This window comes from Eisenbergiella sp. OF01-20, from assembly GCF_003478085.1.
Taxonomy (GTDB): domain Bacteria; phylum Bacillota; class Clostridia; order Lachnospirales; family Lachnospiraceae; genus Eisenbergiella.
Genome location: NZ_QUES01000004.1, coordinates 16,635 through 33,179 on the forward strand (window position 1 = coordinate 16,635; position 16,545 = coordinate 33,179).

A 16,545-nucleotide genomic window follows, 5' to 3' on the forward strand; every position below is an offset into this window, starting at 1 on the left:
GGGGGTGTTTGGCGCGCTGCCTTTTAAAATGAATTTTGCTGCCATAATCCGGAAGGGGATAGGGACAATCGCTCTCAGGTGTTTGTCCCCTTCAGGTATTGGAGCGCGTTGTTGTAGCAGATATTTTGGATGGTTTTTCCAAGGTAATCGATATGGCAGGGGTATTCGCCGTCTTCTACCCATTGACCGATTTTATTGCAGAGGATTCTCCGGTAGTATTCGTGCCTTGGGAAGGAGAGGAAGCTTCTGGAGTCTGTGAGCATGCCTATGCTTACCGGCAGGAGGCTCAGGGAGGAAAGAACCTCCAGCTGGGCTTCCATGCCGCGTTTGTTGTCGCAGAACCACCAGGCTGTCCCGAACTGGACTTTCCCGCGGCAGGGTGCGGACTGGAAATTGCCGCACATGGCGGCGAGCATTTCGTAGTCGCGCTGGTTCAGGCAGTAGAGGATTGTTTTGGGTAATTCCCCGGTACAGTCCATGGAGTTCAGGAGGGCGGAAAGTTCGCCGGCATAGGTGAAGTCGTCGATGCTGTCAAATCCGGTGTCAGGGCCAAGGCATTGCAGCATACGGCCGGCATTGTTGCGCAGGGCGCCGATATGAAGCTGCATGGCGATGCCGCGGGCGGCGTACTGTTTCCCCAGGAAAGTGAGTACGTTCCCCTGGAAGCAGCGGCGTTCCTCCAGGGAAAGGCAGCTGCCGGACATACGTTTTTCAAAAATAGCCTGAGCCTGTTCGTCGGCGGCGGGAGCGTAGATGCAGCCCTCCAGGCTGTGATCGGAAAGCAGGCAGCCGGCTTCCCGGATAAAGAAATCCAGGCGGGAGGTCAGGGCTTCCTTCAGGTCGGACAGGCATCCGATGGGGTGTCCCCATGTTTTTGCGAGGGCATCCAGGTACCGGGGGTAGTCCTCTTTTCCTATAAGGTAGGCTTTGTCGGGGCGGAAGGTTGGAAGGACCTCTACGGAAAAACCTTCTTTTTTCAGAAGGCGGTGGTAATGCAAGTCCTCGCAGGGATCGTTGGTGGTACAAAGGCTCTTGACATTCTGCTTTTTCAGGAGGTTCCGTACGGAAAAATCCGGGGAGGAGAGCCTGCTGTTGCAGCTGTCCCAGATTTCTTTGCAGGTACCAGGGGAAAGGGGCAGTGTGATGTCAAAATAGCGCTGCAGCTCCAAGTGCGTCCAATGGTAAAGCGGGTTGCCGATAGCCCCTTCTATGGTTTCCGCCCAGGCACAGAAGCGCCGGTAATCCTGTTCTTCGCTTTCGGAAGGGGACAGCTCACCGCAGGGACCGGTGATGAGTTCTTCAGGGAATCCGGCTGTGCGCATCGCCCGCCATTTATAGTGGTCGCCGTAAAGCCACGCCCGGGTGATGTTGGAAAAGCGGATGTCGTCATAGATTTCCCGGGCGCTGAGGTGGTTGTGGTAATCAAAGACAGGCATTTGTTCTGCGTAAGAGTGATAAAGCGTGCGGGCTGTCTCATTGGTCAGAAGGAAATCCTGGTTCATGAAGGTTTTCATGGGTTATTCTCCTATCCTGGTTATCCCAGATATTTTTTCAGGGTGTGTTCCACCGCTCCGTTGCCTGCGCAAAGCTGGCGGAAATAATCGGTTACCCGATCGGCAAGGCCGGCTTCGATTAAGTCCACGCCCCATATCCTGCTGTCGGAAAGGAGGGGATTCAGGCCGGAGAGATCTTCGGGCAGTTCGCCCGGACGGAAGGAGGCTACAAAGGGGCGGACCGTATCCAGGAGGGGATCGGAGGAAAGCGTAAAAGGTGTGCCCTTATCGTCTGTCGCCATGAGATAGCGAAGCCAGCCTGCAAAAACAAGAGGAATGATGCGCAGGCTGTCCGGGGAGAGGGAAGGGGATTCCTGATAGGCTTTGATAGTCTCTCCGAAACGGACAGGGAGCTTCTGGGAAGTATCTGTTGCGATCCGCTGGGGGGTATCCGGCATAAAGGGGTTGGGGATACGCTTGGTGACAACCTCGTCAATAAATTGTTTCGGATCCAGGATGCCCGGGTCTGCCACAACGGGAAGTCCTTCCTGGTAGCCGATGGTCTCCACCATTTTTTTAAGCATTGGGTTTTTCATCTCATCGGCAATGAGGGTATAGCCCAGGAGACACCCGTATATGGCAAGGGCGGTATGAAGGGGGTTCAGACAGGTGCATACCTTCATTTTTTCCACCTTATCCACGGTTTCCCGGGTGGTATAGATGATACCGCACTCATCCAGCGGAAGCTTTCCGTTGGGAAAGGCGTCTTCAATGATGAGGTACTGGCACTCCTCCGCGTTTACAAAAGGGGCAACATAGGTGTTTTTGGAGGTAATTACCGGTTCCAAATCGTCGATCCTGTCTTTTTCCAGCATGGCCTTTACCGCTGCGTCAGGACGGGGGGTTATTTTATCGATCATGGTCCAGGGAAAGGTGACCTTGCTTGTGTCATTGACATAGGCGCAGAAGCCGGGAGAAATGAGTCCGTTTTCTTCCCAGGCTTTCGCAAAAGATGAGGCTGCGGCGTACAGCTTATCCCCGTTATGGGAGCAGTTATCCATGCTTACCATGGCAAGGGGGAGCGCTCCATGGAGGAAGCGTTCATAAAGAAGGGAGACTACTTTGCCGAGGTAGCTTTTGGGAGCTGCGGGTCCGGATTGGAAATCGGAAGCGATATCCGGGAGAAGCTTTTTCTTGCCATCCACCAGGCTGTAGCCTTTTTCGGTGATGGTAAAGCTCGCCATTTTCAGGGAAGGAGCGCAGAAAATCTCTTTCAGACGTCCGTACTCTTCCTCATCCCCGCTGTCCAGGATCATGGATTCCACGATACTGCCCACAACCGTTTTTTCCATGCTTCCATCGGCCTTAAGGGTTACGAGGATGCCCAGATTGTCATGGGGGCGGTACATTTTTTCGATAATTTCATAATCATAGCCTTCCGCGGCGATGAGGCCGGTAGAAAGGATGCCCTTGTTAAGAAGGCATTGGGCCACGTTGGCCTGAAAAGCGCGGAAAATATTTCCTGCGCCGAAATGGATCCATTCCGGTGCGGTGCGGGTCTTTTGGGTCACGGCCGGGATATCAAACCGGGGCAGGTCATAACCTGCAGCCTGCCAGCATTCCTGATTGCTGATACCATTTTTGCTTAATTCCATAATCGTTGTCCTTTCTGATCGGAAACCGGGTAATTTCGTGATTTAAACTTCACAGGTGCCAGACAGCCCTCCGCCGGCTGTCTGCGGGGCGCTGCCATTATCTGCCGCCGTGGGATTTTACGATGGCCTCCCAGAGGCCGTTCAGGTATGCGGCGCCCAGGGCCCTGTCATAGAGGCCGTAGCCGGGCATTGCCACCTCATCCCAAATCATACGGCCGTGATCCGGACGGATGGGGCCTTCAAAACCAATGTCATAGAGTGCCCTCATGATTTCATACATATCGAAGGTCCCGTCGGAGGAAAGATGGGCGGATTCTTCGAAATCCGTGGGGCTGTTGAACTTGAGGTTGCGGACATGTGCAAAATGGATCCTGCCCTTAAGGGAACGGATCATGCCGGGCAGATCATTTTCCAGATTCGTGCCATAGGAACCGGAACAGAAGGTGACGCCGTTATGCGGGTTATCCACCATCTTCATCATGCGCAGGATGTTTTCTTTATTGATGATGATCCGGGGCAGGCCGAAAACGCTCCATGCGGGGTCATCCGGATGGATAGCCATATTGATGTCGTATTTGTCACAGGTGGGCATAATGCGTTCCAGGAAATAGCGCAGGTTGGCAAAAAGCGTTTCCTCATCTATCTTTTCATACATGGCGAAAAGGTCTTTGATCTTTTCCATGCGTTCCGGCTCCCATCCGGGCATGATGCTGCCGTTGGTATCCGCGGAAATGGAAGCGAACATATCCTCTGGATTCAGTTTGTCCACTGCTTCCTGCGTATATGCAAGTACGGTGGAACCATCGGGGCGTACGCGGGCAAGTTCCGTCCTGGTCCAGTCAAAAACAGGCATAAAATTATAGCATACCATGTGGATGTCCGCTTTTCCCAGGTTTTCCAGCGTGGTAATGTAGTTGTCGATATAGGTGTCCCTGTCCGGGGCTCCGGTTTTAATGGCATCGTGGATATTTACGCTTTCAATGCCGGCAAGCTGAAGGCCTGCGTCTTCAATTTCTTTTTTGAGGGCGAGAATGTCCTCAAGTGTCCAGGCCTCGCCGGGCACGGAATCATAGAGCGTGGAGATGACTCCGGTTACGCCGGGAATCTGGCGGATTTGTTTCAGGGTAACGGTATCGAATTTGCTTCCGTACCATCGTAAGGTCATTTGCATGGCTGGATCCTCTCTTTCTTTGTGGTGGGGGGTATGGCGGTTGCTTTTCCGTGGATTATTGCCTGTAACATATGTTGCAGGCAACGGTGGCAAACAGTTATGTTACAGTCATTATAAGGGATATAAAAATGCTTGAAAACTTTATTTATTGCTTGAAATCATGCATAAATTGCTATAGACTTTTAAAGAATGGGGAGGGGATGAGGGATGGGTACGATCCGGACGAAGTATATGAGCGGCGAGGATGAGCGGCAGGTAATGATAGCGGAGGATTTCGAGATCTATGAAAAACACGGGGCTCCTACAGGGGCCACGAGGCTTCATTATCATGATTTTTATGAGGTTATTTATGTGATGGAGGGGGAATTTTCCAGTCTGGTGGATAACAGGACCTATAATCTGAAACGGGGGGATTTCCTTCTTATCGGCAGGAATGTGATGCATAATTATCATTATGTGGAAGGGAAGCATGAGAAGTCACGGCGGATCGTGCTGTGGATCAGCAGGGGGATGCTGGATCGGCTTTCGGATGGGGAGCAGAATCTGTGCGGATGTTTTACGGCACGAAGGGACTGCGCGTATCATTTTCCGGTGCGTTATGAGGAGATTCTTAAGAGTACTCTGGTGAAGGCGGCTATGACGGAGATTCCGGACTTGGAAGGGGCGGAGGGGAAGCGCCTGTTTGACAAGGCGCAGCTGATCCTGTTTTTTGTATATCTGAATGAGCTTTGTTCCCGGGATTCCTTTTATTTTACCAAGGAGGAGAGCATCCATCACGAGCTGGTGCAGCGGGTGAACGAATATATGGAAGCGCATATGACGGAAACGATACGGGTGGAGGATCTGGCGGCGTGTGTGCATATGAGTAAATATTATTTTCTGCGGCGTTTTAAGGAGCTTACGGGGATGACGGTCCACAGTTACCTGAATAATAAGAGGCTGATGCGTTCCTGTGAAGGGCTGAAGGAGGGCATGACCATAGGAGAAGTCTGGGAGAAATGCGGGTTTGCGGATTATTCTTCTTTTTTACGGAATTTCCGAAAAGAATACGGAATGTCGCCTACCAGTTACCGGGCTTATCTGGAGAAAAAATAGGATTATACACGCAGGCTCCGCAGGTGGAGAGCCCTTTGGCACCTGGGAAGTTTGGGGTATATGATAAAAAATGGGAAGAATTAGACATATTTTATAAGAAAGGGAATAAAAAATGGACAACATTCATACTTTTACATGGACAAGGCTTATGTTACAATAAAAGCTAAGGCATTTCAGCAAGTAACGGATGGAATAAAACACGGCAACCATTTTCAGGAACAGGAAAACAGAATAAATATGAAGCAGGAACAGAATAAAAACACCGATCCCCGGAAAAAGGGGGAACGGTCTCATAAACAAAAGAAAGCAATAGGAAACAAGGTGGTGGGAATCTATCTTGCGGTACTATTGCTTATTTTGGGGGTATTGGGAACTGCCATATTTGTCGTATATCAGAGTGAAAATATCAGCAGACAGGTGGCCGGGATTTTTGAAGGAACGGGACAAGTCCTTCCGGAGGGGGAGAACATTCCCCGGGAGGAAGAGCGGACAGAGGCGGATACGGCGGGAAACGGGGAAGATGAGAGCGGAGTGACGGTCCTTTCCTGTGAGGTGCTTCCTGACGGGACACAGTTTTCATTGAAAGGGGAAACCAAAGGGGTTCCGGACAGCGATGACAGGTATCTGTATCTGCTGGAAATGGATACCTATGAGGATACGATACCGGAGGATGCGTCGTATATTGCGCGTACGGAGAAAAAAAACAGATTCATGCTGAAGGCGGATATCCTGGAGAATACGGCGGAGAGCCGTGTGTATTCCAAATTTGTCGTAGCGGTGAAGAAGGACGGGAAATATGTGGCGCTGAGCACACCCCATTACATAACGAATCCGGAGGCGCTGGCGGGCTATTCGGAACCTTATCCGGAGTCGGAGTCCATAAAAGGGCTGCTGGTGGATCCCCAGAAGCTGGGGACATCCGAGCTGGATGATCTGGGAGTGAAGCAGGCCGCCTACAACATCCCCATAGCAAGGCTTCTGGGGCCGAGCACGCACAGCAATTATCCCACCATCATCTATAATTATAACGGAAAGGATTACACCTTAAACGGCCATGTGGTTTCCGAATATGATTATGTTTTTAAAACCCTGACGGATAAGGGGATTGTGATTACGGCCATTCTGCTGAACAATAAGTCGGATGCCTATCCCCAGCTCATCCATCCGCTTTCCCGGGGAGGGAACGCGTATTATTATGCATTCAATGCGGCGGAGGAGAGCGGAACGGATTATCTGGAGGCGGTGGCCGCCTTTCTTGCGGAAAGATACCGGGATGAAGAACACGGCATTGTGATGAACTGGATAATCGGGAATGAAGTGAATGTACGGTCTACCTGGAATTATATGAAGTATGTGGATATTCATACCTATGCCAGGGAATATGCCCGGGCGGTCAGGCTGTTTTATAACGGAATCAAAAGCTTTAACGCCAATGCCAGAATTTATATTTCCCTGGATCAGCAATGGAACAGGAACCTAAGCTCCGATGCCAGTTATGATTCCAGGGATTTGATGGATGCTTTCAATGCAATTATTAAGGAAGAAGGGAATATTCAGTGGGGCCTGGCCCATCATCCGTATTCCTACCCCATGACCTGGCCGAAGTTCTGGGAACTTAGCGGGGAAGCGGGGGAGATGGTGCAGGAATCGGAGGATACCTCCATGGTTACCATATATAACATCGATGTGGTTACGGATTATCTGCAGAAGGAGGAATACCTGATGCCGGATGGTGAGGTCCGTTCGGTAATCCTGAGCGAGATGGGCTTTACCTCCACCTATGGGGAGGACGTGCAGGCGGCGGCTTTTGCCTATGCTTATTATATTGCGGAAAACAACCAGCACATAGATTCCATGCTTCTTTCCAGGGAGACGGATGACGCCAGTGAGGTGGCGCAGGGGCTTGCCCTGGGGATTTCCTACCAGAATGGGCGGCGCAAATACATATACAATACGTTCAAATATATAGATACGGATGAAAAAGAAGCCTACACGGAATTTGCAAAGTCTTATATTGGCATCCGTGAGTGGGATGAGGTCATTGTAAAACAGTGAGAAACGGGTAAGAAACCGGCACTCCTGAATTACTTACTTTCTTACGTCCGGCGCAGCAGGTGCGACGGCCTGCCTGAATAGTTACCTGTGTTTATTCCTTTTCCGGAATCAGCGACAGAAAATAGGCAAGCAGAAGGCTGCCGTCCGGGGTGTCGTCCCGCCGGTGGGAAAAACACATGCGTTCGGGATGCCATTGGACGCCCAGGATAGGCAGGAATCCGTGGACAATAGCTTCCGTTACGTTGTCGGGAGCATACTGGATGACGGAAAGCCCTTTTCCGGGAGAGCCGATTCCCTGGTGATGGGCGCTGTTTACGGAAAAATTTCTTCCGTAGAGCCTGCTCAGAAAGGTGCCGGGCAGGGCGTGGCTGGGATGGACCTGATCCTTGCCGGTATATTGGTGCAGGGTGTTGGTGGGGAGATCCTGGATGATGCCGCCGCCGAAAAAGATATTGATAACCTGCATTCCCTTGCAGATACCCAGAACCGGGCGGCCGGATCGTACAAAGGCGTCCAGCATGGCAAGCTGCTGTCTGTCCAGCACAGGGTCGATTACACGGGAGCCGTGATCCGTCTCCCCGAACAGGACAGGATCAATATCCCCGCCGCCTGGAAGAAGCAGGGCGTCAAAGGAACCGGACTGGGTTACGTCGGTAAGGGTGGTGCAGGAGGCCCCCAGCTGTGTGAGGGCGTTATGGTAATTGTCCGTATTGCCGGGAAGGCCGGCGACCGCTATTTTTTTCATGTCTGAAACCTTTCTGGTGGAGGATTTGGGCGCGTATGTATTTATTATATGCCGCGGGTGCAAAATTGCATCCTTTTTTTATTCCCGCAGCCGTCTGACTTTGACAAAAAATTAACTTTTTTCGTTTGCAATATTACGGTATTCAAACAAAAAAAGTTGTGTTATACTATTGTCGGATAGTAAATGCGGCAGGACTTTTTGGGGGGAAAGAAGTGCTGCAATACGGCAGGAAACACAACAAATATTGAGAAAAGGAAGTGGGGTTACCATAGGAATGAAGCAATACGAAGTCAGTGAAGAATACCGTACCGGAAACGAAACTATCGATCAGCAGCATGCGAGGATGCTGGATCACACGCAGAGAGCCTATCAGCTTTTTACCGATGAGAATATGCTGTTTAAGTGTGCCGACATCAACAAAATCCTGGAGGGCCTGAGCTTTCATACGGCGGCGCATTTTGCATATGAAGAAGAGTATATGCGTGAAATAGGATTTGACCAGCTGGAAGAACATATAAAACGTCATGAGGCGTTCAGCAGAAAATTACAGGAATTTATCGACCGGGTGCCCAGGCTGTCCCTGGATACGCAGGATGAAATGCTGGGAGAGGTTTTTGAGTACCTGCAGGAGTGGTGGAAGGTACACATTACCCAGGAGGATATGAAGTACGTGGAATTTGCGGAAAAACGCGGCTGCTCCGACCGGTCTGAACCGTTACCGCATCCGGCCAATTAAACCGTTTCAAGGCAGGCAGGATGCCAGCGGCCGTTGCGTTTGTTCACGGTCCTGCCAGTAAATACGCAGAGCTGTTTGGACTGTTACCCAAAATCACCGGACGGCAGCACCGTGACACAGGACGGCGCTGCCGTCCTGCTGCGTCAGCCGGAGAAGAGGAGAGAAGGCAAAGATGGAAGAAAATTGGGAAAAACTGAAAGAAATAATAGAAAAGACGGATAATATTGTATTTTTCGGAGGGGCGGGCGTGTCCACGGAAAGCGGGATTCCCGATTTCCGGAGTGTGGACGGGTTATATAACCAGAAATACGAATATCCGCCGGAAACCATTCTGAGCCATACGTTTTACCGGAGAAACCCGGAGGAATTTTTCCGGTTCTACCGGGACAAGATGCTCTGTCCGGATGCATTGCCCAACGCTGCCCACAGGAAGCTGGCGCAGTGGGAGCAGGAAGGGAAGCTTAAAGCGGTGGTGACCCAGAATATTGACGGCCTGCATCAGCAGGCCGGAAGCAAAAACGTGCTGGAGCTTCATGGAAGCGTATTGCGTAATTATTGTGAAAGCTGCCGCAGGTTTTATGATGTTTCGTATATCCTCCATTCCCACGGTGTGCCCAAATGCAGCTGCGGAGGCTGTATCAAGCCGGATGTGGTGCTGTATGAAGAGGGGCTGGACAATGGGATCCTCACCCGGGCTGTGGAATATATCAGCCGGGCGGACGTGCTGCTTATCGGCGGGACTTCCCTCGCAGTATATCCTGCGGCAGGCCTGATCGACTATTACCGTGGAAACAAGCTGGTGCTGATCAACAAAACGCCTACCCCAAGGGATAAAGAGGCGGATCTTGTGGTCCAGGGCAGTATCGGGGAAATTTTAGCAAGGCTGTAATGAACAGGAGTGACGGAAATGGATATCCAGGTTGGAAATATCGTAAAGTTGAAAAAGCAGCATCCCTGCGGCAGCAGGGAATGGGAGGTCCTGCGCATCGGGGCGGATTTCCGGCTGAAATGCATGGGCTGCGGCCACCAGATTATGGTCCCAAGGAAGCTTGTGGAAAAAAACGTCAGGGAAATCCGAGAAAAGGCTTGAAACTACAGGATTTTTGTGGTATTATTTTACTCCGTGATATATAAATTTCCTTGCTCCCGAAAAGGGGGCCAGAGACCAAAAGGAGGTAACTAGCATGAGCAAATATGAATTAACATTTGTTGTGAATGCGAAAATCGAAGACGACGAAAGAGCGGCAGTTGTTGACAAATGCAAGGCTCTGATCGAAAGATTCGGCGGCACAATTACAAACGTTGATGAGTGGGGTAAGAGAAGACTGGCTTACGAAATCCAGAAAATGAAAGAAGGCTTCTATTACATCGTTCAGTTCGACGCACCGACTTCCGCACCTGCGGAAATCGAAAGCCGTATTCGCATTATGGACAACGTTATGAGATATTTAGTTGTGAAGCGCGAAGAAGCATAATCAGGCGCTTTCCTGAATGTGTACTGAGGATGCATTCGCAGTACAGGAGGTAATATGAATAAAGTAATTCTTATGGGACGTTTGACAAGGGATCCTGAAGTGAGATATTCCCAGGGAGAGAGCGCAACGGCAATTGCCAGATATACCCTGGCGGTGGACAGAAGGTTCAACCGCAATAATGACGAGAACTCAGCTGATTTTATCGGATGCGTGGCATTCGGAAGAAGCGCTGAATTTGCAGAGAAATATCTGCGCAAAGGGACAAAGGTCGTTGTAACAGGACGTATTCAGACTGGCAGCTACACGAACAAGGATGGTGTGAAGGTTTACACCACGGATGTTGTTGTGGAAGACCAGGAGTTTGCTGAAAGCAAGAACGCTGCGGCCAGTAACGACGGGGGTTATTCCGCACCGGTATCCAGGCCTGAACCCAGCGCACCCGGCGATGGTTTCATGAATATTCCCGACGGAATTGACGAGGAACTGCCGTTTAATTAATGTGATTTTCAGATAGGAGGCAATACTATGGCTTTTAATAGAGCAGAGAGATCTGATTCTCCGATGAAGAGAAGAGGCGGTATGCGCAGAAGAAAGAAAGTCTGCGTATTCTGCGGAAAAGATAATACGATCGATTACAAGGATGTAAATAAATTAAAAAGATATGTTTCCGAAAGAGGGAAAATCCTCCCCAGAAGAATCACCGGAAACTGTGCAAAGCATCAGAGAGCGCTTACCGTTGCTATCAAGCGCGCAAGGCATCTTGCCTTGATGCCTTACGTAGCGGACTAAGTAGTGCGGCAAGGTGCCTTTGCACCACTGCCCTGATGCCTTATGTGGCAGAATATGTAAAAGCCGGACTGGCTGTCCTGATGGACGGCCGGTCTTTTTTTGTCAGGAAACGGAAAAAACACAGATTTACCGTCGCTCTTCAACCCGATGAAAAGTGTGGCAATCCTTACTGAAAAATGGTATAATATCAAAGATATGTATTTCCGGGCCGTGGTCCGGGATATGATAAGCATATGTAACTGTGAAGGTATGGAACCGGTACAGGCATATAGTGTTCAGGCGATGGAGGTCCGGGCGGTGCAGACTTGGGCCGGCTCGTACTACGGATGAGGATAGGTATGAAGAAAAGAGTCAGACTAAAGGGAAGGCTGAAGATATATATGCAGATTTCCATGTATCTTGGCCTTTTGCTTTTATTAGTGGATATTGGAATTTATTTTCTGGATAAGCGGGCAGGGTTTCTCATCACCTGTTTTCTTGTGTTCTACTTTGCAATGATTCTGTATCTGATGCTGTATAACAGGCCCATTATCATTAATGAGCTGGTCAGTTTTGCCACGCAGTACGGGCAGATACAGAAGGAGCTGCTTCGGGAGCTTTCAATCCCTTACGCTTTATTGGACGAAGACGGAAAGATAGTATGGAATAATAATGCATTCGGCAGGGCGATACATAATGAGAAAGCCCAGCGCAGATCCGTTACTTCCTTTTTCTCTTCAGTGACTAAGGACAGGCTGCCTTCGGAAGAGGAAGGCATTGCAGAATTTGAAATTTCCTATGAGGAAAGCGAATACATTGCCAAATTCACCAGGATATCCCTGCGGGAAATGGCGGATGACAGCGATATAATCGGGGAAGAGGACTATAAGGGATGCCTGTATGCCATGTATCTTTTTGATGAGACGGCATTGAAAATCGCCCTTCGGGAAAATGATGACCAGTCTTTGGCTGTAGGCATGATTTATCTGGATAATTATGAGGAAGCGCTGGAAAGCGTGGAAGAGGTAAGGCGCTCCCTTCTGATGGCCCTCATTGACAGAAAAGTAAATAAGTACATTTCCGGTTTTGACGGAATCTGCAAGAAGATAGAAAAGGACAAGTATCTGGCGGTGCTGCGCAAGAAAGCGGTGTCCCAGATGAGTGAAAAGCGTTTTGAACTGCTGGAGGATGTGAAAACCGTAAACATCGGAAATGAGATGGCGGTCACCATCAGTATCGGCGTGGGGCTGGACGGACTGAGCTATTCCCAGAATTACGAATTTGCCAGGACAGCCATTGACCTGGCGCTGGGACGGGGAGGCGACCAGGGGGTGGTAAAGACACCCGAGCAGATCAGCTATTACGGCGGAAAGAGCCAGCAGGTGGAGAAAAATACCCGCGTAAAGGCCCGTGTAAAAGCCCATGCCCTCAGGGAAATCATCACCAGCAAGGATCGGGTCCTGATCATGGGGCATCAAATCGGGGATGTGGACAGCTTCGGCGCGGCGATTGGTATTTACCGGATAGCCAGGACGCTGGACCGCAAAGCCCAGATTGTCATAAACGAAATCACCACCTCTGTGCAGCCTTTGATAGAAATGTTCCACAACAGCCAGGAGTACGAACCGGATATGTTCCTGAAGAGCCAGCAGGCGCTGGAAACAGCCGGGAACAATACCGTTCTGGTGGTGGTGGATGTGAACAAGCCAAGCATTACCGAATGTCCGGAGCTGCTTAAGGTGTGTAAATCCATTGTGGTGCTGGATCATCACAGACAGGGAACGGAAACCATTGAAAATGCCACGCTTTCTTATGTGGAAGCCTACGCTTCCTCCACCTGTGAAATGGTTTCGGAAATATTACAGTATATCAATGACGGCGTACGCATCAAAGGCGAAGAAGCTGACTGCATGTATTCCGGCATCATGATAGATACCAATAATTTTATGACCAAGACAGGGGTCCGTACCTTTGAAGCGGCGGCTTTCCTGAGAAGGAATGGGGCGGACGTGACGAGGGTGAGGAAGCTGTTCCGGGAAAACGCGGCTGAATATAAGGCCAAGGCGGATGCAGTGGGACAGGCAGAGATCTACCGTAATGATTATGCCATTTCCCTGTGCCGCAGCGAGGGAATCCAAAGCCCTACTATTGTAGGGGCGCAGGCAGCCAATGAACTTCTCAATATCAGGGGGATCAAGGCAAGCTTTGTGCTGACGGAATACCAGGGCCGGATTTATATCAGCGCCCGTTCGATTGATGAGGTCAATGTGCAGGTAATCATGGAAAGGATGGGAGGCGGCGGCCATATGAATGTAGCCGGCTGCCAGGTGGACAATTCGGAACCGGGAGCCGTTATTGGTACGATAAAAGGTACATTGGATAAAATGATAGAGGAAGGTGAACTGAAATAATGAAAGTGATATTATTGGAAGATGTAAAAGCCCTGGGTAAAAAAGGGGAAATTGTAAATGTAAATGACGGCTATGCCAGGAATTTCATTCTGCCCAAAAAGCTGGGTCTGGAGGCTAATACCAAGAACCTGAACGATCTGAAGCTGCAGAATGCCAATGAAGAGAAGAAGGCAAAGGAGATACTGGAAGCCGCACAGGCTTTTGCCAAAGAACTGGAAAGCAAAACCGTGGTGATTAAGATGAAGGCCGGCGAGGGCGGAAGAGTGTTCGGTTCCGTGTCCTCCAAGGAAATTGCCACCGCATTCAAGGAACAATGCGACGTGGATATTGACAAGAAGAAAATTCAGCTGACTGATGCGATAAAAGCATTCGGCACCTATGACGTGCCCGTAAGGCTGCATCAGAAGGTGACAGGTACACTGAAGGTTAAAGTGGAAGAATAAGAAGGAATTATCAATGGCATCGATGGATGAGGCTATTTTAAAGAGAGTATTGCCCCATAGTTTGGAAGCGGAGCAATCCGTAATCGGTTCCATGATAATGGACAGAGAAGCGATTGTTGTCGCATCCGAATTGATATGCGGAGAAGATTTTTATAATAAGTCCTACGGTGTGCTTTTTGATTCCATGGTGGAATTAAACGACCAGGGACAGCCGGTGGATTTGGTAACTCTGCAGAACCGGCTCAAGGAGAAGGACGTGCCTCCGGAGATCAGCAGCCTGGAATTTATCCGGGATCTGATTACGGCGGTTCCCACCTCTGCCAATATTAAATATTATACCAATATTGTGGCGGAAAAGGCCATGCTGCGCCGGCTGATACGGCTGATGGAGGAAATCGCCAACAACTGTTATGCGGGCAAGGACAGCATGGAAGTCATCATGGAGGAGACGGAAAAGAAGGTATTTAACCTTGTCCAGAGGAGAAGTACCGGGGATTATGTGCCTATCCGTGAAGTGGTTATGAATGCCATGGACAAGATTGAAAAAGCCTCCCACAACAGCGGGGGCGTAACCGGTATTGCCACAGGCTTTATTGATTTGGATTACCGTACCGCGGGCATGCAGCCTTCGGATCTTGTACTTATTGCGGCGAGGCCGTCTATGGGTAAGACGGCATTTGTTTTGAACATCGCCCAATATGTGGCTTTCCATTCCGGTGACTGTGTCGCTATATTCAGTCTGGAAATGAGCAAGGAACAGCTGGTAAACCGTCTGTTTGCTATGGAGTCCAAGGTGGATTCCCAGCATCTGCGTACCGGTAACCTTTCGGATATGGAGTGGGAAAAGCTGATAGAGAGCGCAGGCATGATCGGTCAGTCCAAGCTCATCATTGATGATACTCCCGGTATCAGCATTGCGGATATGCGTTCCAAATGCCGTAAATTCAAGCTGGAAATGGATCTGAAGATGATTATTATCGACTACCTTCAGCTGATGTCAGGAAGCGGCAGAGGGACGGATTCCAGACAGCAGGAGATATCGGATATTTCCCGTTCCCTGAAGGCATTGGCAAGGGAGCTGCAGGTGCCCGTGCTGGCCTTATCCCAGCTGAGCCGTGCGGTGGAGCAGAGGCCGGATCACAGGCCCATGCTTTCCGATTTACGTGAATCCGGAGCCATAGAGCAGGATGCCGACGTGGTTATGTTCATATACCGTGACGATTATTATAATCCGGATACGGAGAAGAAGGGAATCGCGGAAATCAACATTGCCAAGCAGAGAAACGGCCCTATCGGAACGATAGATCTCGTATGGCTGCCTGAATTTACCAAGTTTGCCAATCTGCAGAAATAAGGTTACAGTTCACTCTGTGGCGGTAACGAAATAAGTCCGTACAACATAATATGCATACACTTACAAAAGAGAACACGCGGATACGCGGAGGTTCTCTTTTTTTATCCAAAAAAAAAATAATAACAGGAAGTGCCGCCCGGCGGCAGACAGGAGGAAACCATGGGAAATAAAAAAGAAAACGGCAAGGTGGTTTTGCTGAAAGAGGAAAAAGGGCAGGAACCGGAAAAGGATATGTTCCTGATATCGGAAACGGCGAAGCTGGTAGGGGTGGAGAGCCATGTGCTCCGTTATTGGGAAGAAGAACTCAAGCTGCCCATACGCAGAAATGATCTGGGACACCGGTACTATACGAAAGAGGATGTGGATCAGTTCAGGGAAATCAAGAAGCTGAAGGAACAGGGCCTTCAGCTGAAAGCCATACGCACGGTCCTGACGGACAGCAGTCTTCAGGTGATGGTCCCGCTCAGAGAACACAGCCAGGCGGCCCGCAGTGTACAGGAGGAGCTTGCAGAAACGGGAGACCGGGAAATACAGGATAAAGGCGCACGTCTCCAGCTGCTGCTGCACAGCCTGATATCCCAGGCCGTAAGGGAAAATAACGAAGAGCTGACCAGAGAAATCAAAGAGACCATTATGAAGGAAATGGACTACCAGTTCCGCGTCCAGGAAGAAGAAAACGAGCGCCGCGAGCAAGTGAGAATAGACAGGGAAGAAGAGCATTACCGGAAACTGGACGAGCTTATCAGACAACGCAGTAAAAGAAGGCTGACTGCCAGGGAAAAAAAGGAGCAGAAAAAACAGGAGGAAGCAAATGCCGCTTCCGGTAAAGAAGCGAAGGATGCCGCGCTCCGTGAGCCGTCCCTGCGTACAAAAAGAAAGAAGCATTCGTTCTTCTGAATGCTTCTTTCCTGAATGCTTCCTATGTGATTGTCCGGGATTATTCCTCGGAGATAGCGCCTGTAGGGCAAACGCCTGCACAAGAACCACAGGAGATACAGGTATCAGCGTCGATCACGTACTGAGAGTCTCCTGCAGAAATAGCGCCAACAGGACACTGTCCTTCACAGGTTCCGCAGCTTACACAAGAATCGTTAATTACATATGCCATAATGATATCCTCCTTTATGCTCTATTGATTATCATT

17 protein-coding genes are annotated in these 16,545 nt (G+C 50.0%); 12 read left to right on the top strand and 5 right to left on the bottom strand.

Annotated features, from left to right (window positions below; translation table 11 throughout):
- Nucleotides 1-74: 74 nt before the first annotated feature.
- The 3 genes from uxaC to uxuA form a co-directional block, all read right to left on the bottom strand.
- Nucleotides 75-1,514: a glucuronate isomerase gene (gene uxaC / locus DXA36_RS07040; RefSeq protein WP_118677746.1), complete on the bottom strand. Its 1,440-nt coding sequence runs from the start codon at nt 1,512-1,514 to the stop codon at nt 75-77.
- Between the two features lie 20 nt (nt 1,515-1,534).
- Nucleotides 1,535-3,148 carry a mannitol dehydrogenase family protein gene (locus DXA36_RS07045; RefSeq protein WP_118677748.1) on the bottom strand — a complete coding sequence of 538 codons (1,614 nt, stop codon included), beginning with the start codon at nt 3,146-3,148 and terminating at the stop codon, nt 1,535-1,537.
- Between the two features lie 97 nt (nt 3,149-3,245).
- On the bottom strand, nt 3,246-4,319 hold the full coding sequence (gene uxuA, locus DXA36_RS07050; RefSeq protein ID WP_118677750.1) for a mannonate dehydratase: 1,074 nt from the start codon (nt 4,317-4,319) through the stop codon (nt 3,246-3,248).
- A 207-nt stretch (nt 4,320-4,526) separates the two neighbouring features.
- On the opposite strand from uxuA, the gene DXA36_RS07055 reads away from it, so the two are divergent.
- Together DXA36_RS07055 and DXA36_RS07060 are read left to right on the top strand one after the other, a co-directional pair.
- On the top strand, nt 4,527-5,414 hold the full coding sequence (locus tag DXA36_RS07055; protein ID WP_118677752.1) for an AraC family transcriptional regulator: 888 nt from the start codon (nt 4,527-4,529) through the stop codon (nt 5,412-5,414).
- A 237-nt stretch (nt 5,415-5,651) separates the two neighbouring features.
- Nucleotides 5,652-7,469: a DUF5722 domain-containing protein gene (locus DXA36_RS07060; RefSeq protein ID WP_147366558.1), complete on the top strand. Its 1,818-nt coding sequence runs from the start codon at nt 5,652-5,654 to the stop codon at nt 7,467-7,469.
- Between the two features lie 91 nt (nt 7,470-7,560).
- Here the strand turns inward: DXA36_RS07060 and DXA36_RS07065 are convergent, their stop codons facing one another.
- Complete coding sequence (locus DXA36_RS07065; RefSeq protein ID WP_118677756.1) at nt 7,561-8,214, bottom strand: gamma-glutamyl-gamma-aminobutyrate hydrolase family protein; 654 nt, start codon at nt 8,212-8,214, stop codon at nt 7,561-7,563.
- 244 nt (nt 8,215-8,458) lie between these two features.
- Between DXA36_RS07065 and DXA36_RS07070 the strand changes: the two genes are divergently transcribed.
- From DXA36_RS07070 to DXA36_RS07120, 10 genes are all read left to right on the top strand, one after another.
- Complete coding sequence (locus tag DXA36_RS07070; RefSeq protein WP_147366559.1) at nt 8,459-8,950, top strand: bacteriohemerythrin; 492 nt, start codon at nt 8,459-8,461, stop codon at nt 8,948-8,950.
- Nucleotides 8,951-9,122: 172 nt separating this feature from the next.
- Nucleotides 9,123-9,839, top strand: a complete 717-nt coding sequence (locus DXA36_RS07075; protein WP_118677760.1) for an NAD-dependent protein deacylase — start codon at nt 9,123-9,125, stop codon at nt 9,837-9,839.
- 18 nt (nt 9,840-9,857) lie between these two features.
- Nucleotides 9,858-10,040 carry a DUF951 domain-containing protein gene (locus tag DXA36_RS07080; RefSeq protein WP_009251960.1) on the top strand — a complete coding sequence of 61 codons (183 nt, stop codon included), beginning with the start codon at nt 9,858-9,860 and terminating at the stop codon, nt 10,038-10,040.
- 94 nt (nt 10,041-10,134) lie between these two features.
- Nucleotides 10,135-10,425: a 30S ribosomal protein S6 gene (gene rpsF, locus DXA36_RS07085; protein ID WP_009251959.1), complete on the top strand. Its 291-nt coding sequence runs from the start codon at nt 10,135-10,137 to the stop codon at nt 10,423-10,425.
- Between the two features lie 54 nt (nt 10,426-10,479).
- Entirely contained in the window at nt 10,480-10,923 is a 444-nt protein-coding gene (locus tag DXA36_RS07090; protein ID WP_118677762.1) for a single-stranded DNA-binding protein, read from the top strand.
- Between the two features lie 27 nt (nt 10,924-10,950).
- Entirely contained in the window at nt 10,951-11,214 is a 264-nt protein-coding gene (gene rpsR, locus DXA36_RS07095; RefSeq protein WP_009251957.1) for a 30S ribosomal protein S18, read from the top strand.
- Between the two features lie 338 nt (nt 11,215-11,552).
- The gene (locus tag DXA36_RS07105) at nt 11,553-13,604 is read left to right on the top strand and encodes a DHH family phosphoesterase (RefSeq protein WP_118677766.1); all 2,052 of its coding nucleotides are present in this window, start codon (nt 11,553-11,555) and stop codon (nt 13,602-13,604) included.
- Nucleotides 13,604-14,047, top strand: a complete 444-nt coding sequence (gene rplI, locus DXA36_RS07110; protein ID WP_118677768.1) for a 50S ribosomal protein L9 — start codon at nt 13,604-13,606, stop codon at nt 14,045-14,047. The genes DXA36_RS07105 and rplI overlap by 1 nt, the downstream gene beginning before the upstream one ends.
- A gap of 22 nt (nt 14,048-14,069) precedes the next feature.
- Nucleotides 14,070-15,401: a replicative DNA helicase gene (dnaB, locus tag DXA36_RS07115; RefSeq protein ID WP_118678119.1), complete on the top strand. Its 1,332-nt coding sequence runs from the start codon at nt 14,070-14,072 to the stop codon at nt 15,399-15,401.
- Between the two features lie 159 nt (nt 15,402-15,560).
- A complete protein-coding gene (locus tag DXA36_RS07120) occupies nt 15,561-16,298 on the top strand; it encodes a MerR family transcriptional regulator (RefSeq protein ID WP_243114587.1) in 738 nt (245 codons plus the stop codon).
- A 40-nt stretch (nt 16,299-16,338) separates the two neighbouring features.
- Here the strand turns inward: DXA36_RS07120 and DXA36_RS07125 are convergent, their stop codons facing one another.
- Nucleotides 16,339-16,509, bottom strand: a complete 171-nt coding sequence (locus tag DXA36_RS07125; RefSeq protein WP_009251952.1) for a DUF362 domain-containing protein — start codon at nt 16,507-16,509, stop codon at nt 16,339-16,341.
- Nucleotides 16,510-16,545 lie beyond the last annotated feature (36 nt).

Excerpts from the sequence above, each read along its gene's own strand:
- DXA36_RS07065 (WP_118677756.1), bottom strand. The coding sequence starts at position 8,214 with ATGAAAAAAATAGCGGTCGCCGGCCTTCCCGGCAATACGGACAATTAC.
- dnaB (WP_118678119.1), top strand. The coding sequence starts at position 14,070 with ATGGATGAGGCTATTTTAAAGAGAGTATTGCCCCATAGTTTGGAAGCG.
- rpsF (WP_009251959.1), top strand. The coding sequence starts at position 10,135 with ATGAGCAAATATGAATTAACATTTGTTGTGAATGCGAAAATCGAAGAC.
- DXA36_RS07105 (WP_118677766.1), top strand. The coding sequence starts at position 11,553 with ATGAAGAAAAGAGTCAGACTAAAGGGAAGGCTGAAGATATATATGCAG.
- uxaC (WP_118677746.1), bottom strand. The coding sequence starts at position 1,514 with ATGAAAACCTTCATGAACCAGGATTTCCTTCTGACCAATGAGACAGCC.
- DXA36_RS07120 (WP_243114587.1), top strand. The coding sequence starts at position 15,561 with ATGGGAAATAAAAAAGAAAACGGCAAGGTGGTTTTGCTGAAAGAGGAA.
- DXA36_RS07075 (WP_118677760.1), top strand. The coding sequence starts at position 9,123 with ATGGAAGAAAATTGGGAAAAACTGAAAGAAATAATAGAAAAGACGGAT.
- rplI (WP_118677768.1), top strand. The coding sequence starts at position 13,604 with ATGAAAGTGATATTATTGGAAGATGTAAAAGCCCTGGGTAAAAAAGGG.
- DXA36_RS07055 (WP_118677752.1), top strand. The coding sequence starts at position 4,527 with ATGGGTACGATCCGGACGAAGTATATGAGCGGCGAGGATGAGCGGCAG.
- rpsR (WP_009251957.1), top strand. The coding sequence starts at position 10,951 with ATGGCTTTTAATAGAGCAGAGAGATCTGATTCTCCGATGAAGAGAAGA.
- DXA36_RS07080 (WP_009251960.1), top strand. The coding sequence starts at position 9,858 with ATGGATATCCAGGTTGGAAATATCGTAAAGTTGAAAAAGCAGCATCCC.
- DXA36_RS07060 (WP_147366558.1), top strand. The coding sequence starts at position 5,652 with ATGAAGCAGGAACAGAATAAAAACACCGATCCCCGGAAAAAGGGGGAA.
- DXA36_RS07090 (WP_118677762.1), top strand. The coding sequence starts at position 10,480 with ATGAATAAAGTAATTCTTATGGGACGTTTGACAAGGGATCCTGAAGTG.
- DXA36_RS07045 (WP_118677748.1), bottom strand. The coding sequence starts at position 3,148 with ATGGAATTAAGCAAAAATGGTATCAGCAATCAGGAATGCTGGCAGGCT.
- uxuA (WP_118677750.1), bottom strand. The coding sequence starts at position 4,319 with ATGCAAATGACCTTACGATGGTACGGAAGCAAATTCGATACCGTTACC.
- DXA36_RS07125 (WP_009251952.1), bottom strand. The coding sequence starts at position 16,509 with ATGGCATATGTAATTAACGATTCTTGTGTAAGCTGCGGAACCTGTGAA.